At 63.1% G+C, this 26,247-nt stretch carries 26 protein-coding genes and 1 pseudogene; 21 read left to right on the top strand and 6 right to left on the bottom strand.

All coding sequences use genetic code 11. The features are described 5' to 3' along the window. Nucleotides 1-49: 49 nt before the first annotated feature. The 3 genes from G7009_RS26100 to G7009_RS26090 all read right to left on the bottom strand — a co-directional run bounded on the left by G7009_RS26100 (nucleotide 50) and on the right by G7009_RS26090 (nucleotide 3,821). Complete coding sequence (locus tag G7009_RS26100; RefSeq protein WP_181133159.1) at nucleotides 50-595, bottom strand: fimbrial protein; 546 nt, start codon at nucleotides 593-595, stop codon at nucleotides 50-52. A 181-nt stretch (nucleotides 596-776) separates the two neighbouring features. Beyond that, nucleotides 777-1,187, bottom strand: a complete 411-nt coding sequence (locus G7009_RS26095; RefSeq protein ID WP_181133158.1) for a PA2817 family protein — start codon at nucleotides 1,185-1,187, stop codon at nucleotides 777-779. 186 nt (nucleotides 1,188-1,373) lie between these two features. Beyond that, on the bottom strand, nucleotides 1,374-3,821 hold the full coding sequence (locus G7009_RS26090) for an acyl-CoA dehydrogenase (protein ID WP_181133157.1): 2,448 nt from the start codon (nucleotides 3,819-3,821) through the stop codon (nucleotides 1,374-1,376). Nucleotides 3,822-4,153: 332 nt separating this feature from the next. Between G7009_RS26090 and G7009_RS26085 the strand changes: the two genes are divergently transcribed. The 3 genes from G7009_RS26085 to G7009_RS26075 all read left to right on the top strand — a co-directional run bounded on the left by G7009_RS26085 (nucleotide 4,154) and on the right by G7009_RS26075 (nucleotide 6,640). Next, nucleotides 4,154-4,777, top strand: coding sequence for a glutathione S-transferase family protein (locus tag G7009_RS26085; RefSeq protein ID WP_181133156.1), 624 nt, complete (start codon nucleotides 4,154-4,156; stop codon nucleotides 4,775-4,777). A 154-nt stretch (nucleotides 4,778-4,931) separates the two neighbouring features. Next, on the top strand, nucleotides 4,932-5,864 hold the full coding sequence (locus G7009_RS26080) for an ABC transporter ATP-binding protein (RefSeq protein WP_181133155.1): 933 nt from the start codon (nucleotides 4,932-4,934) through the stop codon (nucleotides 5,862-5,864). Further along, nucleotides 5,861-6,640 (top strand): ABC transporter permease, encoded by a 780-nt coding sequence (locus tag G7009_RS26075; protein WP_181133154.1) that lies wholly within the window; start codon nucleotides 5,861-5,863, stop codon nucleotides 6,638-6,640. Before G7009_RS26080 ends, G7009_RS26075 begins: the two co-directional genes overlap by 4 nt. On the opposite strand, the pseudogene G7009_RS26070 reads toward G7009_RS26075, so the two are convergent. After that, nucleotides 6,632-7,147 (bottom strand): annotated as a pseudogene (locus G7009_RS26070) (DUF2062 domain-containing protein); the annotation flags it as partial. The gene G7009_RS26075 and the pseudogene G7009_RS26070 overlap by 9 nt on opposite strands. A 144-nt stretch (nucleotides 7,148-7,291) precedes the next feature. On the opposite strand from G7009_RS26070, the gene G7009_RS26065 reads away from it, so the two are divergent. Genes G7009_RS26065 through murB form a run of 8 tightly spaced genes read left to right on the top strand, consistent with a single transcriptional unit; the run spans nucleotide 7,292 to nucleotide 14,123 of the window. Next, nucleotides 7,292-9,550, top strand: coding sequence for a DNA internalization-related competence protein ComEC/Rec2 (locus G7009_RS26065; protein ID WP_181133152.1), 2,259 nt, complete (start codon nucleotides 7,292-7,294; stop codon nucleotides 9,548-9,550). Nucleotides 9,551-9,582: 32 nt separating this feature from the next. Next, nucleotides 9,583-10,218, top strand: coding sequence for a MotA/TolQ/ExbB proton channel family protein (locus tag G7009_RS26060; RefSeq protein WP_181133151.1), 636 nt, complete (start codon nucleotides 9,583-9,585; stop codon nucleotides 10,216-10,218). Further along, nucleotides 10,215-10,646 (top strand): ExbD/TolR family protein, encoded by a 432-nt coding sequence (locus tag G7009_RS26055; RefSeq protein WP_181133150.1) that lies wholly within the window; start codon nucleotides 10,215-10,217, stop codon nucleotides 10,644-10,646. The genes G7009_RS26060 and G7009_RS26055 overlap by 4 nt, the downstream gene beginning before the upstream one ends. Continuing rightward, on the top strand, nucleotides 10,646-11,656 hold the full coding sequence (gene lpxK, locus G7009_RS26050; protein ID WP_181133149.1) for a tetraacyldisaccharide 4'-kinase: 1,011 nt from the start codon (nucleotides 10,646-10,648) through the stop codon (nucleotides 11,654-11,656). Before G7009_RS26055 ends, lpxK begins: the two co-directional genes overlap by 1 nt. 40 nt (nucleotides 11,657-11,696) lie before the next feature. Further along, on the top strand, nucleotides 11,697-11,882 hold the full coding sequence (locus G7009_RS26045; RefSeq protein ID WP_003247142.1) for a Trm112 family protein: 186 nt from the start codon (nucleotides 11,697-11,699) through the stop codon (nucleotides 11,880-11,882). Beyond that, a complete protein-coding gene (kdsB, locus tag G7009_RS26040; RefSeq protein WP_181133148.1) occupies nucleotides 11,879-12,643 on the top strand; it encodes a 3-deoxy-manno-octulosonate cytidylyltransferase in 765 nt (254 codons plus the stop codon). Before G7009_RS26045 ends, kdsB begins: the two co-directional genes overlap by 4 nt. Then, nucleotides 12,643-13,107, top strand: coding sequence for a low molecular weight protein-tyrosine-phosphatase (locus tag G7009_RS26035; RefSeq protein ID WP_181133147.1), 465 nt, complete (start codon nucleotides 12,643-12,645; stop codon nucleotides 13,105-13,107). Before kdsB ends, G7009_RS26035 begins: the two co-directional genes overlap by 1 nt. After that, the gene (gene murB, locus G7009_RS26030) at nucleotides 13,104-14,123 is read left to right on the top strand and encodes a UDP-N-acetylmuramate dehydrogenase (protein ID WP_181133146.1); all 1,020 of its coding nucleotides are present in this window, start codon (nucleotides 13,104-13,106) and stop codon (nucleotides 14,121-14,123) included. The genes G7009_RS26035 and murB overlap by 4 nt, the downstream gene beginning before the upstream one ends. A gap of 110 nt (nucleotides 14,124-14,233) precedes the next feature. Here murB and rne read toward each other — a convergent pair whose 3' ends face one another. Beyond that, entirely contained in the window at nucleotides 14,234-17,797 is a 3,564-nt protein-coding gene (gene rne, locus G7009_RS26025) for a ribonuclease E (RefSeq protein WP_181133145.1), read from the bottom strand. Nucleotides 17,798-18,215: 418 nt separating this feature from the next. Between rne and G7009_RS27940 the strand changes: the two genes are divergently transcribed. The 4 genes from G7009_RS27940 (at nucleotide 18,216) to G7009_RS26010 (ending at nucleotide 21,176) form a co-directional block, all read left to right on the top strand. Next, a complete protein-coding gene (locus tag G7009_RS27940; RefSeq protein ID WP_258198057.1) occupies nucleotides 18,216-18,347 on the top strand; it encodes a hypothetical protein in 132 nt (43 codons plus the stop codon). Between the two features lie 200 nt (nucleotides 18,348-18,547). Further along, on the top strand, nucleotides 18,548-19,504 hold the full coding sequence (rluC, locus tag G7009_RS26020; RefSeq protein WP_181133144.1) for a 23S rRNA pseudouridine(955/2504/2580) synthase RluC: 957 nt from the start codon (nucleotides 18,548-18,550) through the stop codon (nucleotides 19,502-19,504). Further along, complete coding sequence (locus tag G7009_RS26015; protein ID WP_181133143.1) at nucleotides 19,494-20,168, top strand: HAD family hydrolase; 675 nt, start codon at nucleotides 19,494-19,496, stop codon at nucleotides 20,166-20,168. Before rluC ends, G7009_RS26015 begins: the two co-directional genes overlap by 11 nt. A gap of 6 nt (nucleotides 20,169-20,174) precedes the next feature. Continuing rightward, on the top strand, nucleotides 20,175-21,176 hold the full coding sequence (locus G7009_RS26010) for a S49 family peptidase (protein WP_181133142.1): 1,002 nt from the start codon (nucleotides 20,175-20,177) through the stop codon (nucleotides 21,174-21,176). Between the two features lie 281 nt (nucleotides 21,177-21,457). Here the strand turns inward: G7009_RS26010 and G7009_RS26005 are convergent, their stop codons facing one another. Then, complete coding sequence (locus G7009_RS26005) at nucleotides 21,458-22,036, bottom strand: Maf family protein (RefSeq protein ID WP_181133141.1); 579 nt, start codon at nucleotides 22,034-22,036, stop codon at nucleotides 21,458-21,460. A gap of 95 nt (nucleotides 22,037-22,131) precedes the next feature. Between G7009_RS26005 and G7009_RS26000 the strand changes: the two genes are divergently transcribed. The 6 genes from G7009_RS26000 to acpP all read left to right on the top strand — a co-directional run bounded on the left by G7009_RS26000 (nucleotide 22,132) and on the right by acpP (nucleotide 26,130). Next, complete coding sequence (locus G7009_RS26000; RefSeq protein WP_181133140.1) at nucleotides 22,132-22,659, top strand: YceD family protein; 528 nt, start codon at nucleotides 22,132-22,134, stop codon at nucleotides 22,657-22,659. Between the two features lie 13 nt (nucleotides 22,660-22,672). Then, nucleotides 22,673-22,855, top strand: a complete 183-nt coding sequence (rpmF, locus tag G7009_RS25995; RefSeq protein ID WP_010223221.1) for a 50S ribosomal protein L32 — start codon at nucleotides 22,673-22,675, stop codon at nucleotides 22,853-22,855. A gap of 3 nt (nucleotides 22,856-22,858) precedes the next feature. Next, entirely contained in the window at nucleotides 22,859-23,869 is a 1,011-nt protein-coding gene (plsX, locus tag G7009_RS25990) for a phosphate acyltransferase PlsX (protein ID WP_181133139.1), read from the top strand. A gap of 127 nt (nucleotides 23,870-23,996) precedes the next feature. Continuing rightward, complete coding sequence (gene fabD, locus G7009_RS25985; RefSeq protein ID WP_181133138.1) at nucleotides 23,997-24,935, top strand: ACP S-malonyltransferase; 939 nt, start codon at nucleotides 23,997-23,999, stop codon at nucleotides 24,933-24,935. A gap of 16 nt (nucleotides 24,936-24,951) precedes the next feature. Then, the gene (fabG, locus tag G7009_RS25980) at nucleotides 24,952-25,692 is read left to right on the top strand and encodes a 3-oxoacyl-ACP reductase FabG (protein WP_181133137.1); all 741 of its coding nucleotides are present in this window, start codon (nucleotides 24,952-24,954) and stop codon (nucleotides 25,690-25,692) included. A 201-nt stretch (nucleotides 25,693-25,893) separates the two neighbouring features. Next, complete coding sequence (gene acpP / locus G7009_RS25975; protein ID WP_181133136.1) at nucleotides 25,894-26,130, top strand: acyl carrier protein; 237 nt, start codon at nucleotides 25,894-25,896, stop codon at nucleotides 26,128-26,130. Nucleotides 26,131-26,247 lie beyond the last annotated feature (117 nt).

Raw genomic sequence — 26,247 nt, 5'->3', positions numbered from 1 at the left:
GTTTCAGAAAGAAGGGGATTCCAGGTGCGTGACCGCACCTGGAGGACCATCAAGGCAGTTCGACCTTGAAGTTCACTTCGGCTTCGGCCAGACCTTCACCGACCGTGGCGCCGGTCGACACGTAGGCGGCGTAGAATTTCAGATCCGTGGGCTGGGACGAATACAGGTCGTATTCCTTGGACGGGTCCAGCGGTTCGACCCTGTTCTTGTCCTCGTCCTTGATCTCGACCGCAATATGGGTAGCACCGCCCCCACGGACTGCGTAGAACTCGCCACCGGTACCGGCGGGACCATGCAGCGACTCGAAGGTGATCTTGGCTTTTGCGTTTGGTGCGATCACGCAGGTGGCATCCGGGGTGACTCGCAGTGCAAAGGCGACATCGGGAGTGGCTGTGCCGGGGGTAGTGAAGTACTTGCTCAGGTAGTTGCCCAGCGATACCCAGGGCAGCACGCCGGCGCCCGGGTCGACGACTTCGATGGGGCAGGTGCCACCGGCGTAGACACTACCGTGGAAGTTGATGCGCCCGGTTTCATCTGCGGCGAATGCAGTGCTGCTTGCCAGGCTTAAGGCAAGTGTCATCATGATCTTTTTCATTGTTCAATCCATACAGTGAAGGTCGAAGGGCTGCGGGCAGAGCCTGCAGCTATTCAAGCGGTCGGAGTTCGCTTGAATCTGCCTTCAGGGTATGGATCGACGCCGGGAAAGGATGTAGGGCGAAGTAGCACGTGTAGGCGGAAGTATCGTCAGGCACCTGGCCAGGCAGGTGCCGAGGGGCTTAGTGGCGAGGGGCGCTGGAGGCCAGGTTCAGCAACTGCTTTTGCGCATTCCAATCGAACGGTTCGCCGTTCTGTTCGGCCTCGTAGCGGCGCTCTTCCAATTGCTGATACAGGTCTAGCTCTTCGTCGGGCATAAAGTGCAGGCAGTCACCAGCAAAGAACCACAACAGGTCGCGCGGTACCAGATGGGCGATTTGCGGGTAGCGCTGGATCACCTGGCAGATCAGGTCCTGGCCCAGATACTGGCTTTCGAGTGGATCTTGCGGCAGCAGGGTCAGCAACTCGTCAAAGCGTTCGAGGAACAGGGCGTGGCTTTCCTCCGGTACCTGTTCGGCTTCACCCAGGGCTGCCAGGATGGTGCGCAGGTGGTGGAGCAATTGCAGGTGGTAGTGCAGGTGCGGATTGGCCATGGGGGCAGTCCTCGGTGAAGTTGAAACGGGCGCGGAGTATACGCCGGTTGAGAAGGACTTGGGCAATGTGCTGCCGGTGCTGACCATTCGCGGGCAAGCCCCACACAGCCCTCGCAGCCCTTGAAAGCGGCCGGGTATCTGGGGAGCGTGCTTGCCCGCGAATGGGCCGTGAAGCGGCCCCTTGTGTCAGCGCACCTTGCCCTGCTCCAGCAGCAACTGCTCCTTGTCGAATGCATCCACATCGATCACCACGCGACGTGCCTGCTCGGCCGCATGCAGGCGCTGACCCTCACCTGGCTGTAGCACGCCACTTTCCACGGCTGCATCAACCGCCGACTGCCCTGCGGCTGGTCGCACCTTGCCCTCCTTGATGGCCTGGTGCAGTGCCTTGTGCAGCGGCGCGGCTTCGTCCAGCAAGTCGCTTGCCTGTTGCAAGGCCGCCACCGGATCGCCTTCGGCTTGCGGCCTGAAACATCCCGCGAGCAACTCCTCCAGCGCAGGATCGCCTTTCGTGCGGCCAATTAGTTCCGCCACTTCGGCATCCAACTCGTCGCTTGGCCCGGTGTGACGGCGGCCGAAGGGGAATACCAGCACCCGCAGCGCGCAGCCGACAAAGCGGTTGGGGAAGTTGTCGAGCAGGCGGTCCATAGCCTTTTCCGCCTGGCCCAGGCTCTCTTCCAGGGCCCAGCGCAGCAGCGGGCGCATGTGTTCAGGCGAACCCAGGTCGTGGTAGCGCTTGAGCGCCGCCGAGGAGAGGTACAGGTAGCTCAATACATCGCCCAGACGCGCCGAAAGGCGCTCGCGACGCTTGAGCGCGCCTCCCAGCAGCATCATGCTCAGGTCCGCCAGCAGCGCGAACGCTGCCGCCTGGCGGTCGAGTGCATGGAAGTAGCTCTGGCTCAAGGCATCGCCCGGCACTTTTTCCAGACGCCCGAGCCCCAGGCCGAGCACCAGGGTGCTGGCGGCGTTGCCCACGGCGAAACCGATATGCTTGAGCAGCAGCTGGTCGAATTCCACCAGCGCCTGAGCGCGGTCTTCACGCCCGGCCAGGGCCATCTCCTTGAGCACGAACGGATGGCAGCGAATGGCTCCCTGACCGAAAATCATCAGGTTGCGCGAAAGAATGTTGGCCCCTTCCACGGTGATGAAGATCGGCGCGCCCTGCCAGTTGCGTCCCAGGTAATTGTTCGGGCCCATGATGATGCCCTTGCCGCCGTGCACGTCCATCGCGTGCTGGATGCATTCGCGACCGCGCTCGGTCAGGTGGTACTTGAGGATCGCCGACAGCACCGAGGGCTTTTCTCCCAGGTCCACGGCCTGCGCGGTGAGCAGGCGGGCGCTGTCCATCAGCCAGGCATTGCCGCCGATGCGTGCCAGCGATTCCTGGATACCTTCGAAGGCCGCGAGAGGGACGTTGAACTGCTCACGGATACGCGCGTACTGCCCGGTCACCAGGCTGGTGTACTTGGCGGCGCCGGTGCCCACGGCAGGCAACGAGATCGAGCGGCCCACCGACAGGCAGTTCATCAGCATCATCCAGCCCTTGCCGAGCATCTTCTGGCCGCCGATGAGGTAGTCCAGCGGGATGAAGACGTCCTTGCCGCTGTTGGGGCCGTTCATGAAGGCTGCGCCCAGGGGCAGGTGGCGCTGGCCGATTTCCACGCCGGGCGTGTCGGTGGGGATCAATGCCAGACTGATGCCGAGCGCTTCCTGCTCGCCGAGCAGATGGTCAGGGTCATAGGCCTTGAATGCCAGACCCAACAGCGTGGCCACGGGGCCGAGCGTGATGTAGCGCTTTTCCCAGTTCAGGCGCAGGCCGATGACCTCTTCGCCCTGCCATTGGCCCTTGCAGATCACTCCGGTATCGGGCATCGCGCCGGCATCGGAACCGGCCAGCGGGCCAGTAAGGGCGAAACAGGGAATCTCGTCGCCGCGTGCCAGGCGTGGCAGGTAGTGATTGCGCTGCTCACCGGTGCCGTAGTGCAGCAACAGCTCGGCCGGGCCTAGCGAGTTGGGCACCATGACGGTAGAGGCCAGATCACCGCTGCGGGTCGCCAGCTTCATGGCCACCTGCGAGTGAGCGTAGGCCGAGAAGCCCTTGCCGCCGTATTCCTTGGGGATGATCAGGGCAAAGAAGCCATGTTCCTTGATGTGCGTCCAAGCCGCGGGTGGCAGGTCCATGTCCTGGCCGATCTGCCAGTCGCTGACCATGGCGCAGAGCGCTTCGGTCGGGCCATCGATGAACGCCTGCTCCTCTTCGGTCAGCCTTGCGGCGGGATAGCCGAGCAAGGTGTCCCAGTTCGGTCGGCCACTGAACAGTTCGCCGTCCCACCATACGGTGCCTGCATCGATGGCCTCGCGCTCGGTCTGCGACATGGGCGGCAGGGTTCGCTGGAACCAGCTGAACATCGGCGCGGTGAAGACCTTGCGGCGCCACTCAGGCAACAGCAGGAAGGCCGCCGCCGCTGCCAGCAGCCCCCAGAGGATGACCAGCAACCAGCCCGGTGCATGGCTGAAGATACCCATCAGCAGCACGTACCCGGCGATGATGCCCAGCGCCGTCAGGGCCGCCATACGTCGGTGCGCCAGCCAGGCTGCACCGATCACCAGAACTATCAACCACAACAGCAACATGATTCATCCTCCGTGGACAGCGTGGGCGCCTTGCCGCCAACCAGAGCTTGGGTGGTCATCGCCGGACGGCCTCGTCTGTTGAGTGACAGGGCTCGGCAGCAGGAGTTCGCCGGGGGGTTGTCAGAGTATGTTTCCTTGCTGTCCGTACCAGCCTCTTCGCGGGACAAGCCGGCTCCCACCGGTTGGCGTGTAAACCAGTAGAATCGGTGCTGTACCCAGTTTACAAGGCGTACATCGCACTCGGTGGGAGCGGGCTTGCCCCGCGAAGAGGCCGGTACATGCCACGATGCTCTGGAGTAAACTCCCACGCTCGCACTCATGAGGACGTCGTCATGCTGAAGATCTGGGGCAGGAAGAATTCGAGCAACGTGCGCAAGGCACTCTGGTGCGCGCAGGAGCTGGGGCTGGACTATCAGTCGATCGACGCTGGCGGCGCCTTCGGCCTGGTCGACGAACCGGATTATCGGGCGCGCAATCCCAATGGCCTGGTGCCGCTGTTGGAAGACGGCGACTTCGTGCTATGGGAATCCAACACTATCGTGCGTTACCTGTGCGCCCAGTACGGACATGAAGCCGGCTGGTATCCGGACGACGCACGCCAGCGCGCCCAGGCGGAAAAATGGATGGACTGGACCACCTCGGCCCTGGCGCCGGTGTTCCGTCCATTGTTCTGGGGCATTCTGCGCACTCCGCCGGAGCAGCAGGACTGGGTGGCGATCAACGCTGCGCACAAGGCCGTTGCCCAATTGCTGTCGATGGCCGACCAGACCCTGGCACGCCAACCCTATCTGTCGGGCGATGACGTCGGCATGGGTGACATTCCGTTGGGCTGCTTTGCCTATGCCTGGTTTGAAATGCCCATCGAGAGGCCCGACATGCATCATCTGCGTGCCTGGTACGAGCGACTCGCGGCTCGCCCGGCCTACCAGGCGGCGGTAATGACCGCGCTGACCTGAGCCAATCGGCCTGAACACAACGGCCACTTCGATAGTCACTATCGATACGCACGACTGTACTTGTGCGGCCTGGCCTTGCACCATGGCCGTACTCACTGCGCCAGCCCTCTGACCTGGCGTGTTCCGAACCCCTTTCCACGGTACGCGATCCGCTATGAGTTCTGCCCTGTCCATCCGACAGCTCACCAAGATCTACGGCAACGGTTTCCAGGCCCTCAAAGGCATCGATCTGGAAGTGGCCGAAGGTGACTTCTTCGCTTTGCTCGGCCCCAACGGCGCCGGTAAATCCACGACCATCGGCATCCTCTCGACCCTGGTCAACAAGACCAGCGGCACGGTGAATGTCTTCGGTCACGACCTGGACCGCGAGCCGTCCGCGCTCAAGCGCAGCATCGGCGTGGTGCCCCAGGAATTCAACTTCAACCAGTTCGAGAAGACCTTCGACATCGTCGTGACCCAGGCCGGCTATTACGGCATCCCGCCGAAACTGGCCAAGGCCCGCGCCGAGCAGTACCTGACCCAGCTCGGTCTGTGGGACAAGCGCGACGTGCCGTCCCGCGAGCTGTCGGGCGGCATGAAGCGGCGCCTGATGATCGCTCGTGCGCTGATCCATGAACCGCGCCTGCTGATCCTCGATGAGCCTACGGCCGGGGTGGACATCGAACTGCGCCGCTCGATGTGGAGCTTTCTCACCGAGCTGAACCAGAAAGGCATCACCATCATCCTGACCACTCACTACCTGGAAGAGGCCGAGCAGCTGTGCCGTCACATCGGCATCATCGACCATGGCACCATCGTCGAGAACACCAGCATGCGCAAGCTGCTGGGCAAGCTGCACGTCGAGACCTTCGTGCTCGACATCAAGGGGGACCTGGCTCAGGCGCCGGCCCTGGCCGGTTACCCGTGTCGGTTGATCAACCCGCACAGCCTGGAAGTGCAAGTGGACAAGGATATCGGTATCACCGCGCTGTTCGGCCAGCTCGCGCTGCAGAACATTGAGGTCCTGAGCCTGCGTAACAAGACCAACCGTCTCGAGGAGTTGTTCGTGTCCCTGGTGGAAAAGAACCTGGCCAAGGTGGCCGTATGAGTGTGGAACTGCAGACCAACTGGGTCGCCCTCAATACCATCGTCTACCGCGAAGTCCGACGCTTCCTGCGGATCTGGCCACAGACCCTGCTGCCGCCGGCGATCACCATGGTCCTGTACTTCGTGATCTTCGGCAATCTGATCGGTCGGCAGATCGGCGACATGGGCGGCTTCACCTACATGGAGTACATCGTGCCAGGGTTGATCATGATGTCGGTGATCACCAACTCCTACGGCAACGTGGTATCGAGCTTCTTCGGCAGCAAGTTCCAGCGCTCGATCGAAGAACTGATGGTGTCGCCGGTCTCGCCGCATACCATTCTGGTCGGCTATGCCCTCGGCGGCGTGCTGCGTGGGCTGGCAGTGGGGGTGATCGTGACCCTGCTGTCGATGTTCTTCACCAAGCTGCAGATCCACCACCTGGGCGTGACCGTCGTGGTGGTCTTGCTGACGGCAACGATCTTCTCGTTGCTGGGCTTCCTCAATGCGGTGTTCGCCCGCAACTTCGACGATATCTCGATCGTCCCGACCTTCGTCCTGACGCCACTGACCTACCTGGGCGGCGTGTTCTATTCGATCACCCTGTTGCCGCCGTTCTGGCAAATGGTGTCGTTGGCCAACCCGGTGCTGCATATGGTCAATTCGTTCCGCTACGGCATCCTAGGGGTTTCGGATATCCGTATCGGCACGGCGATTACCTTCATGCTGGTGGCCACTGCCGTGCTCTACACCCTGTGCGTGCGCCTGCTGGTCAGCGGACGCGGCATGCGCAGCTGATCGCTGCCGACGACGGCGCCACTGCCGACCTACCCACCAGCGCCAGTAAAGCATGGTCAGGCAGTAGGCGAGGGCACCGAGCACCACGCCGCAGACGATCGAGCCCAGCAGGAAGGGTTGCCAGAGCGTGGAGAGCTGATCGGTGATCCACTCGAAGGTCAGCGATTCGGGCAGGGTGCGCGGCGGAACCTGCATTAGCCAGGCACCGGTCATGTAGGTTGCGAAGAACACCGGCGGCATGGTGATCGGGTTGGTCAGCCAGACCAGGCTGACCGAGATCGGCATGTTGCCGCGTACCAGGATGGCCAGGCAGGCGGCGAGCAGCATCTGCATGGGGATCGGAATGAACGCGGCGAACAGCCCCACGGCCATGGCCCGCGCCACGGAGTGGCGATTAAGGTGCCAGAGGTTAGGGTCATGCAGCAATCGGCCGAGAAAGCGTAAGGATTTGTGTTCCCTGATGCTGGTCGGATCCGGCATGTAGCGTTTGAAAAGTCGGCGCGGCATGTCAGGCCTCGGCGGGATGAAGGCCCTCAGTATGCCTTTATTCCCCTGAATACCTTGTTCAGACTTTGTGACAATTGTTGAGTGAGCAACCCACGTGCGTGGGCTATGCCTCAGGAGGATGTTTTTCTTCTGGAGCCTGGAACCATGCGCACAGGGATGTTCGCGCTCGCACTCGGGCTGCTCAGCCTGCGTTTTCTGTCTGCCTTGCCATCGGTCGGATGGCTCGCCCTGATGGCCGTGCTTGGACTCGCCAGCCTGCGCAGTCGGGTCTGGCCCCTGGGCTGCTTCCTGCTCGGATTGAGCTGGGCCTGCTGGGTTGCCCAGGCCGCATTGGATGACCGCCTGGCCCCGGAGCTGGATGGCCGGACCTTGTGGCTGGAGGGCAGGGTAGTGGGTCTGCCGACCCAGGGAACTCGCTCGATACGCTTCGAACTCGAGGAGGCCACGTCGCGACGGGCGCGGTTGCCCACGCGCCTGCAACTGAGCTGGTTCGACGGACCGCAGGTGAACAGCGGCGAACGCTGGCGCCTGGCAGTCATTCTCAGGCGCCCGCATGGCTTGCTCAACCCCCATGGCCCCGATCGCGAAGCCACCTTGCTGGCGCGGCGCACGGGCGGGACCGGTACGGTCAAGGCCGGCATCTTGCTGGAGCCGGCAAGTGCCGCCTGGCGCGACGCCATCCGCCAGCGCGTGCTGGCTGTCGATGCCCAGGGCCGCGAAACGGCGTTGGCTGCCTTGGTGCTGGGCGATGGGGGCGGCTTGCCGGATCGGGACTGGCGAACCTTGCAAGCGACGGGCACGGTCCACCTGCTGGTGATCTCGGGACAGCACATTGGGTTGCTGGCGGGCCTGGTATACGCCTTGATCGCTGGCGCGGCTCGGTTAGGAGCATGGCCACGAAAACTGCCCTGGCTACCCTGGGCGTGCGGTCTGGCGATGGGGTCGGCACTGGCCTATGGACTGCTGGCGGGGTTCGAGGTGCCGGTCCAGCGCGCCTGCCTGATGCTGGCGGTGGTGCTGCTCTGGCGCCTGCGCTTTCGCCACCTGGGGGCGACCTTCCCCTTGCTCTTGGCGCTTGTGGGTATCCTCCTTGCCGCGCCTCTGGCGAGTCTGCTGCCAGGGTTCTGGTTATCGTTCGCCGCCGTGGCCATCCTCGTCTACACCTTCTCCGGCCGCCTAGGTGGCTGGCGCCCCTGGCAAGCCTGGACTCGCGCCCAATGCGTCATCGCCGTCGGTCTCCTGCCGCTGCTGCTGGCGCTCGGCCTGCCCATCAGCCTGACGGCGCCTTTGGCCAATCTCCTGGCCGTGCCCTGGATCAGCCTTTTGGTGCTGCCCCTGGCGTTGCTAGGCACACTCCTGTTACCGCTGCCCATGCTCGGGGCACCGCTGCTGTGGCTGGCCGGCGGCTTGCTGGATGGGCTGTTCCAGGTATTGTCGTGGGTCGCCGATGGATATCCGGCCTGGGTGCCCGAACAACTGCCGATCTGGGCCTGGTGCCTGGTCTCGCTGGGGACGCTGCTGGTGCTGCTGCCGCGAGGCATGCCCTTGCGTGTACCCGGGGCAGTCATGCTGCTGGCGCTCTGGGCACCTCGGGAGCACGTGCCAGAGGGTCAGGCGCAGATCTGGCAACTGGACGTCGGCCAAGGCCTGGCCGTCCTGCTGCGTACTCGCCACCACACCTTGCTTTACGATGCCGGGCCGGCGCAGGGCGAGGTGGACCTGGGCGAGAGCGTGGTGCTGCCTAGCTTGCGCAAACTCGGCGTGCGCCGGCTGGATGTGATGCTGATCAGCCATGCGCATGCCGACCACGCAGGCGGAGCAGGGGCCGTCCAGCGGGGCCTGCCGACCACACGGGTGCTGGCGGGCGAGGCGTCGGCGCTGCCGCCCGACATGCGGGCGCAGCCTTGTACCAGTGGAGAGCGCTGGCGCTGGGATGGCGTGGAGTTCTCGCTATGGCGCTGGTCCGATGCGCCAACCAGCAATGAGCGCTCTTGCGTGCTGCTGGTCGAGGCGCGGGGCGAGCGGCTGCTGCTGGCGGGCGACATGGAAGCGGGGGCCGAGCGTGCATGGCTCGCTGACACCCTCGACCCTGGCATCGATTGGCTGCAGGCGCCCCATCATGGCAGCCGAACATCGTCCAGCGAGCTTTTCATGGCTGCCACCGCGCCTCGGGGCGTGCTGATTTCGCGGGGACGTTACAACACCTTCGGCCATCCGCATGCCGAGGTCATCGACCGTTACAGGCGCGCGAACCTGGAAATCCATGACACGGCCTTGCACGGTGCCCTGCGCCTTCAGCTGGGAGCCCAGAGCGAGGTCCTTGGCCAACGTACCCAGCGTCGGTTCTGGCGCGAGCCCGGTCGACGACCTCTGGCTGATGAGCCCCTCTCGCTCCTATGGTAGAGTGGCGGACTTTTTCCGAGGGGATGTCTACTGTGTGGGAGTTGGTCAAGTCCGGTGGCTGGATGATGCTGCCGATCATTCTGAGCTCCATCGCCGCCATGGCGATCGTCGCAGAGCGTTTGTGGACCTTGCGTGCCAGTCGCGTGACCCCGCCCCACCTGCTGGGCCAGGTGTGGATGTGGATCAAGGACAAGCAGCTCACCAGTGACAAGCTCAAGGAGTTGCGCGCGGATTCGCCATTGGGCGAGATCCTCGCCGCGGGCCTGGCCAATTCGCGCCATGGCCGCGAGATCATGAAGGAGTGCATCGAAGAGGCGGCGGCCCGTGTCATCCATGAGCTGGAGCGCTACATCAATGCGCTTGGCACCATTGCCGCCATGGCGCCGTTGCTCGGTCTGCTGGGGACCGTGCTGGGCATGATCGATATCTTCAGTGCCTTCATGGGTACGCAGATGACCGCAAACGCCGCGGTGCTTGCCGGGGGCATATCCAAGGCCCTGATAACCACCGCTGCCGGCCTGATGGTCGGTATCCCGGCGGTATTCTTCCATCGTTTCCTGCAGCGACGCATCGACGAGTTGGTGGTCGGCATGGAGCAGGAGGCGATCAAGCTGGTCGAGGTCGTGCAGGGCGATCGCGAAGTCGAAGTGGCCGGAGACAAGGCGTGAAATTTCGGCGCAAACCACGGGAGACCGTGGACATCAACCTGGCCTCGCTGATCGACGTGGTGTTCATCCTGCTGTTGTTCTTCGTGGTCACCACCACCTTCACCCGCGAAACGCAACTGCGTGTCGAGCTGCCGGAGGCCGCCAGCGCTACCGCGGCCGAGCCGGAGCAGGGCAAGCGCCTGGACGTCACCATCAGCGCCGAAGGCGTGTATTCTGTGAATGACCACCTGCTGCCCAAGAGCGACCTGGCGACCCTCACCGAGGCGTTGCAGCGAGAATCCGGCGGTGACACCACGCTACCGCTTTCGATCAGCGCCGATGGCAAGACGCCGCACCAGGCAGTGGTCACCGCGATGGATGCCGCCGGCAAGCTCGGCTTCAGCCAGTTGCGCATGACCACCGTCGAGGCGGCCCAGGGGACGCCCTGATGGCCCTGGGGGAACGCCTGCTCGCCGCCTGGTATGAAGGTCACCGCGGCTTGGCGTTGCTGCGACCGTTGGAAGCCTTGTACCGGCGTGTGGTAGTGAACAAGCGCGCGCGTTTCCTCAGTGGCGACAGCCCCAGCTATCGCGCGCCGGTGCCCGTGGTCGTGGTGGGCAACATTACCGTTGGTGGCACCGGCAAGACACCCATGATCCTCTGGCTGGTCGAGCACTGTCGTCGCCAGGGGCTGCGTGTCGGTGTCGTCAGTCGTGGATATGGCGCCAGGCCGCCGCATCTTCCCTGGCGTGTCCAGGCCGAGCAGTCGGCCGAACAGGCTGGCGACGAGCCACTGCTGATCGTCCAGCGCACCGGCGTGCCGCTGATTATCGATCCCGATCGTTCCCAGGCCGTGAAGGCCCTGTTGGCCAGCGAACCACTGGACCTGATCCTTTGCGACGATGGCCTGCAGCACTACCGCCTCGATCGTGACCTGGAGCTGGTACTGATCGACGCAGCCCGCGGCCTCGGCAATGCCCGCTGTCTGCCGGCAGGGCCGCTGCGCGAGCCGGTCGAACGCCTGGAGCAGGTCGATGCGCTGCTTTACAACGGTGCCGGTGCCGACCCTGAGGATGGCTACGCCTTCCGCCTGGATCCCGCCGCGCTGGTCAACCTGCGCAGCGGCGAACGCCGTGGACTCGATCATTTCCCTCCGGGCCAGGCCGTGCATGCGGTGGCCGGGATCGGTAATCCCCAGCGTTTCTTCGACACGCTGCAAGGGCTAGACTGGCAGCCGGTGCCGCACCCTTTTGCCGACCATGCGCAGTTCAGCGCCGAGCGTCTGGCCTTCAGCCCGGCCTTGCCGCTGGTCATGACCGAGAAGGACGCGGTGAAGTGTCGCACCTTCGCTGGCGACGACTGGTGGTACCTGGCAGTCGATGCGCGGCCGTCCGCTGCTTTCCGTGACTGGTTCGACGCCCAGCTCGAGCGCCTTCTGCCGGGCCGATCTCGACCCTGACCTTACCCACTTTCCGGCCATTGGCCTCTAGGAACATTCCATGGACACCAAACTGCTCGATATCCTGGCCTGCCCGATCACCAAGGGCCCGCTCAAGCTCAGCGCCGACAAGACCGAGCTGATCAGCAAGGGCGCCGGGCTGGCCTATCCGATCCGCGATGGCATCCCGGTGATGCTGGAAAGCGAAGCCCGTACCTTGACCGATGACGAGCGCCTGGACAAATGAGTCTGGATTTCACCGTTGTGATTCCTGCCCGCCTGCGCTCCACGCGCCTGCCGGGCAAACCCTTGCTGCCGATTGCCGGCAAGCCAATGGTTCAGCATGTCTGGGAACAGGCGTGCAAGAGCGGCGCCGGCCGCGTGGTGGTCGCCACCGACGACGTCAGCATCCTCGAAGCCTGTCGGGCATTCGGCGCCGAGGTGCTGTTGACACGGGCCGACCATGAGTCCGGCACCGATCGTCTGGCCGAAGTGGCCGCGCAGTTGGGCCTGTCCAGCGATGCCATCGTGGTCAATGTCCAGGGCGACGAGCCGCTGATACCTCCTGTGATCATCGACCAGGTGGCGGCCAACCTGGCGGCTCACCCGGAAGCGGGTATCGCGACCCTGGCCGAGCCGATCAGCGAGCCCGAGGTGGTGTTCAATCCCAACGCGGTCAAGGTTGTCAGCGACAAGAACGGCCTGGCCCTGAGCTTCAGCCGCGCGCCGCTGCCATGGGCACGGGATACCTTCGCCAGGACGCGCGAGCAACTGCCGGACGGTGTGCCTTATCGTCGCCATATCGGCATGTATGCCTACCGGGTCGGCTTCCTGCGGGACTTCGTTGCCTGGGGCCCATGCTGGCTGGAGCAGACCGAGTCGCTGGAACAGCTGCGGGCACTCTGGCATGGCGTGCGCATTCACGTGGCCGACGCTATCGAGGCACCGCCCGTGGGCGTCGACACGGCCGAAGACCTGGAGCGCGCCCGGCGCTTGCTGGAGGCCTGATGCGTATTCTGTTCGTCTGCCTGGGTAATATCTGCCGCTCGCCAACCGCCGAAGGGGTGCTGCGTCATCAATTGCAAACCGCTGGCCTGACATCGCGGGTCCATGTCGCCTCTGCCGGAACCGGCGACTGGCATGTGGGCAAGGCGCCGGACAGTCGTACCTGCCGTGCGGCAATGGCGCGTGGCTATGACTTGTCGCGCCAACGCGCGCAGCAGGTCAGCACGGCGCATTTCGCCGAGTACGACCTGGTCCTGGCCATGGACGAAAGCAATCTCGCTCACTTGCGTGTCATGCGTCCGCACGGCGGGGCGGGCGAGCTGGACCTGTTCCTGAGACGCTACGGTGCAGAACTCGATGAAGTGCCGGATCCTTACTACGGTGGCGAGGCCGGCTTCGAGCAAGTGCTGGATCTGATCGAAATCGCCTGTCAGGCGCTGATCGTCGAAATCAAGGGGCGTCTATGACCGAGCATTGGCAGCAGCAGGTTTCGCTCAAGCCATACAACAGCTTCGGCATCGATGTGAAAGCACAGTATTTCACCCAGGCACACAACGACGATGAGGTCCGCGACGCCCTCGCCGAGGCGGCCGCGCGACAGCTGCCGGTGCTGGTACTGGGTGGTGGCAGCAATGTGCTGCTTACGGGCGATGTGCAAGGGCTGGTCCTGCATATGGCCAGCCGTGGACGACGTGTAGTGCAGGATGACGGCGAGCGCATTGTGGTGGAGGCCGAAGCTGGTGAGCCGTGGCACCCCTTCGTGCAATGGAGCCTGGCGCAGGGGTTTGCCGGATTGGAAAACCTCAGTCTCATTCCAGGCACCGTGGGTGCCGCGCCGATGCAGAATGTCGGCGCCTATGGGGTCGAGATCAAGGATGTATTCGCGGGCCTGACCGCCTTGGATCGGCAGACGGGCGAGCTGCGTGAGTTCGGCACGGAAGCTTGCGCATTCGGTTATCGTGACAGCCTGTTCAAGCGTCAGGTGGGTCGTTGGTTGATTTTGCGGGTATGTTTCGCCCTTGGGCGCGCACTGCGCCCCCAGCTTGACTACGGACCTGTACGGCAGCGTCTGGCCGAGCAAGGTATCGAGCAGCCGACCGCGCAAGCAATCAGCGAAGCTATCTGTAGCATTCGCCGTGAAAAACTCCCTGATCCTGCCGAGCTGGGCAACGCGGGAAGCTTCTTCAAGAATCCTGTCGTACCTGTCGCTGTCGCCGAGCGGATTCGCGCGAGCCATCCGGGTGTCGTGGCCTATCCCCAGGCCGACGGACAGGCCAAGCTGGCGGCTGGATGGTTGATCGAACAAGCGGGTTGGAAGGGCTACAGGGAAGGGGACGCGGGCGTGCATCGCTTGCAAGCGCTGGTACTGGTCAATTACGGCCAGGCCAGTGGGGCGCAGCTGCGGGCGCTGGCGCAAAAGATACAGGCCGATATCCACGAGCGCTTCGGCGTGGAGCTGGAAATGGAGCCGAACCTGTATTGAGGGTTGCTAGGCGCGTACGTGCGTTGCGCTGTCGCGGACGTCTCGACAGACAGGCATGAAAAAGCCCCGCCAGCGAAAGCTGGCGGGGCTTTTTCATTCAGCCAGGGAGATCAACCGTGAGGCTTGTGCTCCTCGGTTGTTTCCAAGGCTTTCGGCTCGCGTTGCACTGCTGCAGGTTCCTCGATCACTGGCACTGACTCGTCGATAGACGGAGCGCTTTCCACGGTCGATTGCTGCTGGGCGGCAGCGGCAGCGGCAGCTTCGGCCTCGCGCTTGCGACGACGCACTTCGCGCGGGTCGTTCGGCGCTCGACCGTTGGAGAGCATGACCGTCGCGGGTTCTGCTTTCGGCTCCGGGGCAGGCTCGACGGCAACCGGGGCTGGCTCGGTCACGTCAGGCTTGGCCTCGGCTGGCGCTTCGGTGGTCGGAGCGGCTTCTGCCTGTTCGGCAACGGCGTGCACAGGTTGCACCTCGATCACGGTCGCGGTGGTCGCAGGGGCTTCGACCGCTGGTGTCTCGACCACTGGCGCGTCGACGGCAGGCACTTCGACGGCTACCGGTGGCACGACTTCGACCACAGGGTCGGCAGTCGGCTCGACAGCGGCGACCGGCTCGGTGACCGGCTGTTCGACAACCGGCGCGATCGCGACTTCAGGTGCTTGGGTCACGGCTTGCGGTGCTACTTGTTCAGCCGACTCGACCGGAGCCTGTTCGCTATCGACTTCGGCTGTCGCGGTTTCCTCCACAAGGGCGGAAGCGCGTTCGGCCTGCTGATGGGCCTGGGCTTCGGCATTGGCGCTGATGTTGCTGGAGGCGACGGCGGCAGTTACTGCCAGACCGGCGGCCAAGTCGGCGCCCAGCTCGGTAGCCTTGTGCTGTTCCTCGGCCCCCTCTTCGCTACCTTCTTCCAGCTCACCGTTGACATTGCGTTGGCGCTCGCGACGATTGCTGCGGCGACGCTGGCCACGGGAGCGACGACGAGGACGTTCGCCATCGCCACCTTCCTGCTGCTCGTCCTGCGATTCCTCGTTTGTCAGCTCTTCCTCGACAGCTTCGCCAATCGGCTCGGCGGGACGTGACTGGCGCTCTTCACGCGGTGGGCGTGGCTGGCGCTCTTCGCGAGAGATGCGTTGCTCGTCTTCGGCATGCTCTTCGGTACGTTCAGCGCGAGGAGCGCGTTGCTCGCCTTCGGCACGCTCTTCGGTACGTTCAGCACGAGGAGCACGTTGCTCGCCTTCGGCACGCTCTTCGGTACGTTCAGCACGAGGAGCACGTTGCTCGCCTTCGGTCCGCTCTTCGGTACGTTCAGCGCGAGGGGCGCGTTGCTCGCCTTCGGTCCGCTCTTCGGTACGTTCAGCACGAGGAGCGCGTTGCTCGCCTTCGGTCCGCTCTGCGTTACGTTCGGCGCGTGGGGCGCGTTGCTCGCCCTCGGTACGCTCTTCGTTACGCTCCGCGCGAGGGGCGCGCTGTTCGGCTTCCGCACGTTCTTCACGAGGGGCGCGCTCTTCACGCGGTACACGCTCTTCACGAGGGGTACGCTCTTCACGCAATGCACGCTCTTCGCGCGGTTGACGCTCTTCACGGGTTACACGCTCTTCACGCGGCTGACGCTCCTCGCGAGCGACCGGTGTCGCGTCCAGCGGTTCGCGCAGTTCGCGGACAGGGCGGTCCTCGCGGTTACCGCGGCGATCCTCGCGTGCCTGGCGTGGTTGACGCTCTTCGCGGGGAGCGCGCTCTTCACGTGGCGCACGTTCTTCACGTGGCGCACGTTCTTCGCGCGGCGCTCGCTCGGCGCGTTCTTCACGCGGCTTGCGTTCTTCATCGCGGCGACCGTTACGGTTACGGCTCTGCTGACGACCATTGCGGCGCTCGTCATTACGCTGCGGGCGTTCGGCAGCAGGCTTTTCCGGTGCTACCACCGGGGCGGCGGCAGGCTCTTCCTTGCCGGCGAACAGGCTGACCAGCGACTTGACCAGGCCTTTGAACAGGCTCGGCTCCGGTATGCTTGGGGCCGGTGCTGGAGCGACGGGCGCGGCGGGCTGCTCCGGTGGTGCGGTCTGAGCCGGAACTGGCGCACTGGTACGGGCGGGAGCGGTCTTCACGGCCGCTTCCTGGCGTACCAGGGTGCGGGTAGCGATCGGTTGCGGCGCTTCTTCGGTTTCGGTAGTGGCGATTTCGTAGCTGGACTGGCCGGTTTGCGCTTCAGGGCTGTCGTCGCGCAGGCGCTGGACTTCGAAGTGCGGGGTTTCCAGATGGTCGTTCGGCAGGATGACGATGCGTGCACGGGTGCGCAGTTCGATCTTGGTGATCGAATTGCGTTTTTCGTTCAGCAGGAAGGCTGCCACCGGGATCGGTACCTGGGCGCGGACCTCGGCGGTGCGATCCTTGAGGGCTTCTTCCTCGATCAGGCGCAGGATGGCCAGCGACAGCGACTCGACGTCACGGATGATACCGGTGCCGCTGCAACGAGGGCAGACGATACCGCTGCTTTCGCCGAGCGACGGACGCAGGCGCTGGCGAGACATCTCCAGCAGGCCGAAACGCGAGATGCGACCGACCTGGACACGGGCGCGATCGGCTTCGAGGCATTCGCGCACGCGTTCTTCGACGGCGCGCTGGTTCTTGGCCGGAGTCATGTCGATGAAGTCGATGACGATCAGGCCGCCGATATCGCGCAGGCGCAGCTGGCGGGCGATTTCCTCGGCCGCTTCCAGGTTGGTCTGCAGCGCGGTTTCCTCGATGTCGCTACCCTTGGTGGCGCGCGCCGAGTTGATGTCGATGGAAACCAGGGCTTCGGTCGGGTCGATGACGATCGAGCCGCCCGATGGCAGGTCGACGACGCGTTGGAAGGCGGTCTCGATCTGGCTTTCGATCTGGAAACGGTTGAACAGCGGGACGCTGTCTTCGTAGAGCTTGACCTTGCTGGCGTACTGGGGCATCACCTGGCGGATGAAGGTGAGGGCCTCTTCCTGGGCGTCCATGCTGTCGATCAGCACTTCGCCGATATCCTGGCGCAGGTAGTCGCGGATGGCGCGGATGATGACGTTGCTTTCCTGATAGATCAGGAAAGGCGCGGAGCGGTCCAGGGACGCTTCCTTGATCGCGGTCCAGAGCTGCAGCAGGTAGTCGAGGTCCCATTGCATTTCCTCGCTGCTGCGACCCAGGCCGGCGGTGCGCACGATCAGGCCCATGTCGCTCGGGACGGTCAGGCCATTGAGAGCTTCGCGCAGCTCGTTGCGTTCTTCGCCCTCGATGCGACGAGAGATGCCGCCGGCGCGTGGGTTGTTGGGCATCAGCACCAGGTAGCGACCGGCCAGGCTGATGAAGGTGGTAAGGGCCGCGCCCTTGTTGCCGCGCTCTTCCTTCTCGACCTGGACGATGACTTCCTGGCCTTCGCTCAATACTTCCTTGATGTTGACTCGGCCTTCGGGGGCCTTCTTGAAGTATTCGCGGGAGATTTCCTTCAGCGGCAGGAAGCCGTGACGTTCGGAGCCGAAGTCGACGAAGGCGGCTTCGAGGCTGGGTTCGATCCGGGTGATGCGACCCTTGTAGATGTTGGCTTTCTTCTGCTCGCGGGCGCCGGACTCGATGTCCAGGTCATAGAGGCGTTGGCCATCTACCAGAGCTACACGCAACTCTTCGGGTTGAGTTGCGTTGATCAGCATTCTTTTCATGTTGTACCGTCGGTTTCCGGGCTGCCGGAAACGGCGTTCGGCACACACGACTTCTCAGGGTCTGTGCCAGGGTGCGCAAAGGGTGGCGAGCCACCCCCGTGTCCAGCGATGCTCGATCCTTGCCGGTTGCCCGGCGCTGTCGATGTCGCGACGACGCGTCCTGTTTGCTGCGGTGCCTAGTGCACTCAGGCAGGAGGAGGAATCAGCCTTCGGTCGTGGACGCCCGGGGGCATCTTGATCAGGACCGGGTCCGCTCGCCGAGCCAAACAGTGGGTCGGTGGCCGGACGCAGTGCTACACGGTCCGAGGGTTGTGCATCTCCACCCTGCACGTATCCCTGAAAATTCGGGTGCTGCCGCGCGCTGAATCCGCAACGGGTTGCATTTTTTACCAGCCCCGGTTCTAGAGCTGGCGCATTCATGTCCAAGGCAGGTATTTCCGAAGCATTCGCCAGGCGCTGCGTGGAAGCGACGGTGCAGGCAGAGTGCAAGGAAAAAGAACAGGAAGGAGGTGAAACACCGCACTTGTCGTTTTTTTTCGATCTTCTCTAGCCGACGCTGGTGGCGATTCCAGGCAATTCGTTAAACTGGCGAAAACCCCGTCGGACGGCCTCGCGTCCTCTAGAATTGCGTTGGTCAGGGGCCGACTCCAAGCCGTGTACCGCTGGCCTGCCGCTGGTGGGCGGCGTTCGCGACTATAGCAGTAATCATTAAGTGCTTCAAATCCATAAAAAATTGTTATGATCGGCGCCATGACGACCAAAACCCCCCCGACCCCCGGCGTTCAGCTGATCGAGGTCGCGCCGGAGCTTGCCGGCCAACGCATAGACAACTTCCTCATCACCGCGCTCAAGGGGGTACCCAAGACCCTGGTGTACCGAATCCTGCGCAAGGGTGAAGTGCGAGTGAACAAAGGGCGTATCAAGCCCGAGTACAAACTGCAGGCCGGCGACGTGGTACGCGTGCCGCCCGTGCGCCTGCCCGAGCGCGACGAGCCCGCGCCGGTGGCGCAGGGCCTGTTGCAGCGCCTGGAAGCCGCCATCGTCTATGAAGACAAGGCCCTGATCGTGCTGAACAAGCCGACGGGTATCGCCGTGCATGGCGGCAGCGGCCTGAGCTTCGGCGTGATCGAAGCGATGCGTCAGATGCGTCCGGATGCCAAGGAGCTCGAGCTCGTGCATCGCCTGGATCGCGACACGTCCGGCTTGCTGATGATTGCCAAGAAACGCAGCATGCTGCGCCATCTGCACGCCGCGTTGCGCGGCGACGGTGTCGACAAGCGCTACATGGCGTTGGTGCGTGGCCATTGGGCGACCTCGAAGAAGCAGGTCAATGCGCCCTTGCAGAAGAGCAACCTGCGCTCGGGTGAGCGCATGGTCGAAGTGAACGAAGAGGGCAAGGACGCCTTGACCGTCTTCCGTGTGCTGCGCCGCTTCGGCGAGTTCGCCACCCTGGTCGAGGCGCGCCCCATCACCGGGCGTACCCATCAGATCCGTGTGCACACCCTGCATGCCGGGCACTGCATTGCCGGTGACAACAAGTACGGCGACGAGGACTTCAGTCGCGAGATCCGCGAGTTGGGCGGCAAGCGGCTGTTCCTGCATGCCTACGCACTGACCGTACCCTTGCCTGACGGTGGCGAGCTGAAACTCGAGGCGCCGGTCGACGAGATGTGGGCCAAGACCGTGGAGCGTCTGAGTGCGACGTGATTACGAGCTGCTGATCTTCGATTGGGACGGCACCTTGGCCGACTCCATCGGCCGTATCGTCCTGGCCATGAACCTGGCGGCCGAGCGCGCGGGCGAAGCGCTCCGCGCCGAGGAAGCGATCAAGGGTATCATCGGCCTGGCGCTCGACGAAGCCATCCTGACTCTCTATCCGCACCTGGATGCCGCGCAGGTCCAGACCCTGCGCAGGCACTACGCCGATGTCTACATGGCTCTGGACGAGCAGCCTTCGCCGCTGTTCGACGGTGTCAGCGAGTCGCTGGAAGCGTTTCGCGCCGAGGGCTACCGCCTGGCCGTGGCAACCGGCAAGGCGCGGCGCGGCCTGGATCGGGTACTGAAAGCCAACGGTTGGGAAAACTACTTCGATGTCACTCGCGGCGCCGATGAGACACGTGGCAAGCCGCACCCGCGGATGCTCGAGGAGATTCTCGCGCACTGCGCTGTCGAACCGCAGCGTGCGCTGATGGTCGGAGATTCCTCGTTCGATCTGTTGATGGCGCGCAATGCGGGCATGCACTCGGTCGCTGTGGGTTATGGCGCGATGTCGCTGGAGGCCTTGAGCGAGTTCGGTCCGCAAGTATGCATCGATCATTTTTCGCAGTTGCGCGACTGGCTGGCTGGTTCGCGCACTCATAACCCGGGGTAGGTAAGCATGGCTGACGAGTGGAAAGCGCCAGAGTCCCAAGAATCCCAGGAGCCCGATGACCGGGAAGAGCGCAAGGGCTGGAAGCTGCTGGAGAAGACCCTGTTGGCCGGCGTTCAGGAGCAGCGGCGGGCGCGGCGGTGGGGGATCTTCTTCAAGCTGCTCACCTTCGTCTACCTGTTCGGCATTCTGGCGCTGTTCCTGCCGTTCATGGATGTGGACAAGGCCGCTTCGCGCAGCGGTAGTCACACTGCATTGATCGAGGTGCGCGGAATGATTGCCGACCAGGAGCCGGCCAGTGCCGACAACCTGATCAGCAGCCTGCGGGAAGCATTCAAGGATTCCGGTACCAGGGCGGTGTTGATGCGTATCAACAGTCCGGGTGGCAGTCCGGTGCAGTCCGGCTACGTCTATGACGAGATCCGGCGCCTGCGTGCCGAATATCCGGCGATCAAGCTCTACGCGGTGATCACCGACCTGGGGGCTTCCGGAGCCTATTACATCGCCAGCGCGGCGGACCAGATCTACGCTGACAAGTCCAGCCTTGTCGGCTCGATTGGTGTGACCGCGGCGGGTTATGGTTTCGTGGGCGCCATGGAGAAGTTGGGTGTCGAGCGGCGTACCTATACAGCAGGTGAGCATAAGGCATTCCTCGATCCCTTCCAGCCGCAAAAGCCGGACGAGACGGCCTTCTGGCAGGGTGTGCTGGAAACCACCCATCGCCAGTTCATTGCCAGTGTCAAGCAGGGGCGAGGCGAGCGCCTGAAGGACAAGGAGCATCCTGAGTTGTTCAGTGGCCTGGTCTGGTCGGGTGAGCAAGCCCTGGACTTGGGTCTGGTGGATGGTCTGGGCAGTGCCGGCTACGTGGCGCGTGAGGTCGTGGGCGAGAAGAACCTGGTGGACTTCACGGTTCAGGAATCGCCGTTCGATCGCTTCTCCAAGCGCCTGGGTGCCAGCGTGGCCGAGCGCCTGGCGATGTGGATGGGCTTCCAGGGCCCTGCCTTGCGCTGATGTCTTGAAAAGCCAGTCTGGTGGTTGATGTCAGTCAGGCATCAGATTTCGATGCCAGGGCTGATCGTTCGGCTTGCGAGCCTTCAGTGATGCTGCTGGCAAGCCCGCTCGCCACTGGACACGTAGTCTTGGCTACACCGCATACAGGTGGCGAGGGGGCTTGCCCCGCGATAGGGCTTCGGCATCGGAAGGTTCAAGAGCTGCCAAATATGCTTTGGCATATGATCGAATGTCTTTGCTCGAGTGGCTGGCTTTGATCTGATGGTCGGCTTTTTTGTCTATCAGGGGATGCACACGCCTTCCTGGGCCAGCATGTCCACCAGTCGGATCAGGGGCAGCCCGATCAGGCTGGTCGCATCGGGGCCGTGTGTGCTCTGGAACAGACTGACGCCGAGACCTTCGGCCTTGAAGCTGCCTGCGCAGTCGAAAGGCCGTTCGGCTTCGACATAACGCTCGATGCACGCCACATCCAGTTCGCGCATGTTCACCGTGAAGGGGATGCAGTCGACCTGGCACGTTCCGGTTTCGCTGTTGAGCAACGCCACGCCGGTCAGGAAGGTGACCTGCTGCCCGCTGGCGGCCAGCAATTGCTCGCAGGCGCGCTCGAAGGTATGGGGTTTGCCAAGGATCTGCTCGCCAAGTACCGCTACCTGATCCGAACCGATGATCAAATGGCGGGGATATGCGCCTGCCAAGGCGTGCGCCTTTTGTCGGGAAAGTCGGCGTACCAGGTCGCCTGCGCCTTCGCCGGCAAGGCGCTGCTCGTCTATGTCGGGGCTGGCGCAGGTAAAGGGCAGGCGCAGGCGCTGCAGCAATTCGCGTCGGTAAGAAGAGCTGGAAGCCAATAACAAAGGAAGCATGGAAGACTCCTGGACAGGTGCGCGGATTCTAACATGCGAGATGCCGCGGAATTTCCTTTGACAGGGGGAGGGGGCATCCCTAGAATGCTGCGCCTATGTTGAATGACCCGATTCCACCTCACGTTGACCCGCGCAAATTGGCTGATCGCGGCGTAACCCTCCAGGGTTCGCTTCCGCTCGCCGATTTGGAAAGACTCTGCGACCCGCTTTCCGATTCTGTCGGTACGGTGCAGGTCAAATTCGATTTTGAGCGAGACGAACAGAACGTTGTGGTATGCCACAGCGAACTCGACGTCGAGGTCAAGATGATTTGCCAGCGTTGTCTTGAGCAGGTCACCCTGCCGATCCACAGCGAGTGTACCTACGCCGTGGTGAAGGAGGGTGCGAATACCCAGTCGTTGCCGAAAGGTTATGACGTGCTGGAACTGGGCGAAGATCCTTTGGATCTGCAGGCGCTGGTCGAGGAAGAGCTGCTGCTCGCCCTGCCTATCGTGCCTGCTCATCATCCGGAAGAATGCCAGCAGCCGGCGGGCGTAAATGAGCCCGAACCGAGCAAGGACGAGGTATCGCGGTCCAACCCGTTCAGTGTTTTGGCGCAGTTAAAGCGTGACCCAAACGTTTAGGAGTTAATCAATTATGGCTGTTCAGCAGAACAAAAAATCCCGCTCTGCCCGTGACATGCGTCGTTCGCACGATGCCTTGTCGGAAAACGCGCTGTCGGTAGAAAAAACTACCGGTGAAGTTCACCTGCGTCACCACGTTTCGCCAGAAGGCGTATACCGTGGCCGTAAAGTGATCGACAAGGGCGCTGACGAGTAAACCTTGTCCGCTCAGATCATCGCGATCGACGCAATGGGCGGGGACTTCGGTCCCCGCAGCATTGTCCAGGCATGCATTGCCTGCCTTTCGGCTACACCTTCGCTGCACCTGACCCTTGTCGGTCAACCCTCTCTCCTTGAAGACCTTCTTGCCAGCCAGCCGGTGGCGAATCGCGCGCGCCTGCAGATCGTGGCTGCCAGCGAAGTGATCGGCATGGACGAACGGCCCTCCCAGGCACTACGAGGCAAGCCGGATTCATCGATGCGCGTTGCCCTCGAGCTGGTGCGGGATGGGAAGGCGCACGCCTGCGTCAGTGCTGGCAATACCGGCGCGCTGATGGCGCTGTCGCGCTTCGTTCTCAAGACATTGCCAGGCGTCGATCGCCCGGCGATGGTGGCGGCCATTCCCACCCGGACCGGCTATTGTCAGTTGTTGGACCTGGGGGCGAATGTCGATTGCACCGCCGAGCACCTCCACCAATTCGCGGTGATGGGCTCGGTTGCCGCTCAGGCGCTGGGTGTTCAGCGCCCGCGCGTGGCGCTGCTCAATATCGGTATCGAGGACATCAAGGGCAACCAGCAAGTGAAGCTGGCCGCCAGCCTTCTGCAGAATGCCCGGGGGCTAAACTATATCGGCTTCGTCGAAGGTGACGGCCTGTACCGCGGCGAGGCCGACGTGGTGGTCTGCGACGGATTCGTTGGCAATATCCTGCTAAAGTCGAGCGAAGGATTGGCTACCATGATTGCCGCGCGTATCGAGGCTCTGTTCAAGGGTGGGGCATTCGCGCGCATGGCGGGGCTCATGGCGATGCCGCTGCTCAAGCGGCTGCAGGCCGACCTGGCGCCCGCGCGTCATAATGGCGCAAGTTTCCTCGGGTTGCAGGGTATCGTGATAAAAAGCCACGGTGCCGCGGGCGTGCAAGGCTTCCAGAGTGCGATCCAGCGCGCGCTGATCGAGATCCAGGAGGGGTTGCCGCAGCGTCTGCATGGTCGCCTGGAAGACCTGTTGCTTTAGGCGGATCCGTCATGAGGTGGTTAAATGTGACCACTTGGTTTTCGTTTTCATCCAAGTTTTCAGTTTCCGTGTTGTGCCATGCGCGCGATACCTATCATTCGACGACTAGATCATAAGGGCTTGTTCAATGTCTGCATCCCTCGCATTCGTCTTTCCCGGTCAAGGTTCTCAGTCGCTGGGCATGCTCGCCGAGCTCGGCGCGCAGCAGCCACTGATCATTGAAACCTTTCGCGAGGCCTCCGAGGCTCTGGGTTACGATCTCTGGAAGCTTGTCCAGGAAGGCCCGGAAGAACAACTCAACCGAACCGACAAGACTCAACCGGCCATCCTTGTCGCCTCCATCGCGCTGTGGCGCTTGTGGCTGGCCGAGGGCGGCGTGCGTCCCGCCTACGTGGCGGGCCACAGCCTGGGCGAATACAGTGCCTTGGTCGCTGTGGGCAGCCTGACCCTGGCCGAAGCGGTCAAGCTGGTCGAGCGCCGCGGCCAACTGATGCAGGAAGCAGTGCCGGCAGGGCATGGCGCCATGGCGGCGATTCTCGGCCTGGAAAATAACGTCGTCGTGGACATCTGCGCGCAAGCCGCGGAAGACGAAGTGGTCAGCGCGGTCAATTTCAACTCCCCGGGCCAGGTAGTCATCGCCGGCAGCAAGGCTGCCGTCGATCGGGCCGTCGAGCTGTGCAAGGCCGCAGGCGCCAAGCGCGCGCTGCCGCTGGCGGTCAGCGTGCCTTCGCATTGCGAGCTGATGCGTCCCGCCGCCGAGCGCTTCGCCGAGGCGGTCAACGCCATCGATTGGAAGGCGCCAGAGATTCCCGTGGTCCAGAACGTCAGCGCCGCGGTTGCGGCTGACCTCGAGACCCTCAAGCACGACCTGCTCGAACAGCTGTACAAGCCGGTCCGCTGGGTCGAGTGCGTGCAGCGCCTGGCGGCGCAAGGCGCCGTGAATCTGGTCGAGTGCGGCCCTGGCAAGGTCCTGGCGGGCCTGAACAAGCGCTGCGCCGAAGGCGTGACCACTTACAACCTCAATACCCCTGACGCTGTCGCCGCCACTCGCGCGGCGCTGGCCTGAATTCGGAGAAACTTGCATGAGCCTGCAAGGTAAAGTTGCACTGGTCACCGGCGCCAGTCGTGGCATCGGCCAGGCCATCGCCCTGGAACTGGGTCGCATGGGCGCCACCGTGATCGGTACCGCTACCACGGAGTCCGGTGCCGAGCGTATTGCCGCGACCCTGAAGGAAAACGGTGTGACCGGCACTGGCTTGGCGCTCAACGTCACCGACCGCGAGTCGGTCGAGGCCACTCTGGCCACTATCCAGGCCCAATACGGTGCACCGGCGATCCTGGTCAACAACGCAGGCATCACGCGTGACAACCTCATGCTGCGCATGAAAGATGACGAGTGGTTCGACGTTGTCGATACCAATCTCAACAGCCTCTACCGTCTGTCCAAGGCTGTGCTGCGTGGCATGACCAAGGCACGCTGGGGTCGTATCATCAGCATCGGTTCGGTCGTCGGCGCCATGGGCAATGTCGGCCAGGTGAACTACGCTGCAGCCAAGGCGGGCCTGGAAGGTTTCAGTCGAGCCTTGGCGCGTGAAGTCGGATCGCGTGGTATTACCGTCAATTCGGTAGCCCCAGGCTTCATCGATACGGACATGACGCGCGAGCTGCCCGAAGCGCACCGTGAGGGCCTGCTGACTCAGATCCCGCTGGGTCGCCTGGGTCACGCCGACGAAATCGCCAAAGTAGTTGCGTTCTTGGCATCCGACGGTGCAGCCTATGTCACCGGCGCCACCGTGCCAGTGAACGGCGGGATGTATATGTAACCCTGCAACTCAATGTGACGGATTGCCTCGAAAAAGAGTCATACTCGCACGCTGAAATCCGTTATAAAGCTGCCACCAGATTCCAGGCAGAGGGTGAGTGTCAGGTTCGAGGTGCATTACGCTTGAAAAGCAGGCGTCTTTCTATAAACTTGTCCACCGGCCAGCTGCCTGACATATATTCATTAGGAGTGAAAAATAGGTATGAGCACCATCGAAGAACGCGTCAAGAAAATCGTCGCCGAGCAACTGGGCGTCAAGGAAGAAGAAGTGAAGAACACCTCTTCCTTCGTCGAAGACCTGGGTGCCGATTCGCTTGACACCGTCGAGCTGGTGATGGCTCTGGAAGAGGAATTCGAGACCGAGATTCCTGACGAAGAAGCCGAGAAAATCACTACCGTTCAAGCGGCTATCGACTACGTCAACAGCCACCAGGCCTAAGACGTTTGTAGTCGACGCTTCTTGTCGGGAAAAACCGCACTGCCTTGACTGGCGTGCGGTTTTTTCTTTGCGAGAACCGCAGGGTCCGTCGCCTTTCATTTGCCCTCGCGAATCAAA

The sequence above is a fragment of the Pseudomonas capeferrum genome, from assembly GCF_013523055.1.
GTDB lineage: Bacteria > Pseudomonadota > Gammaproteobacteria > Pseudomonadales > Pseudomonadaceae > Aquipseudomonas > Aquipseudomonas capeferrum_A.
This window is presented reverse-complemented; position numbering and strand designations above follow the sequence as displayed.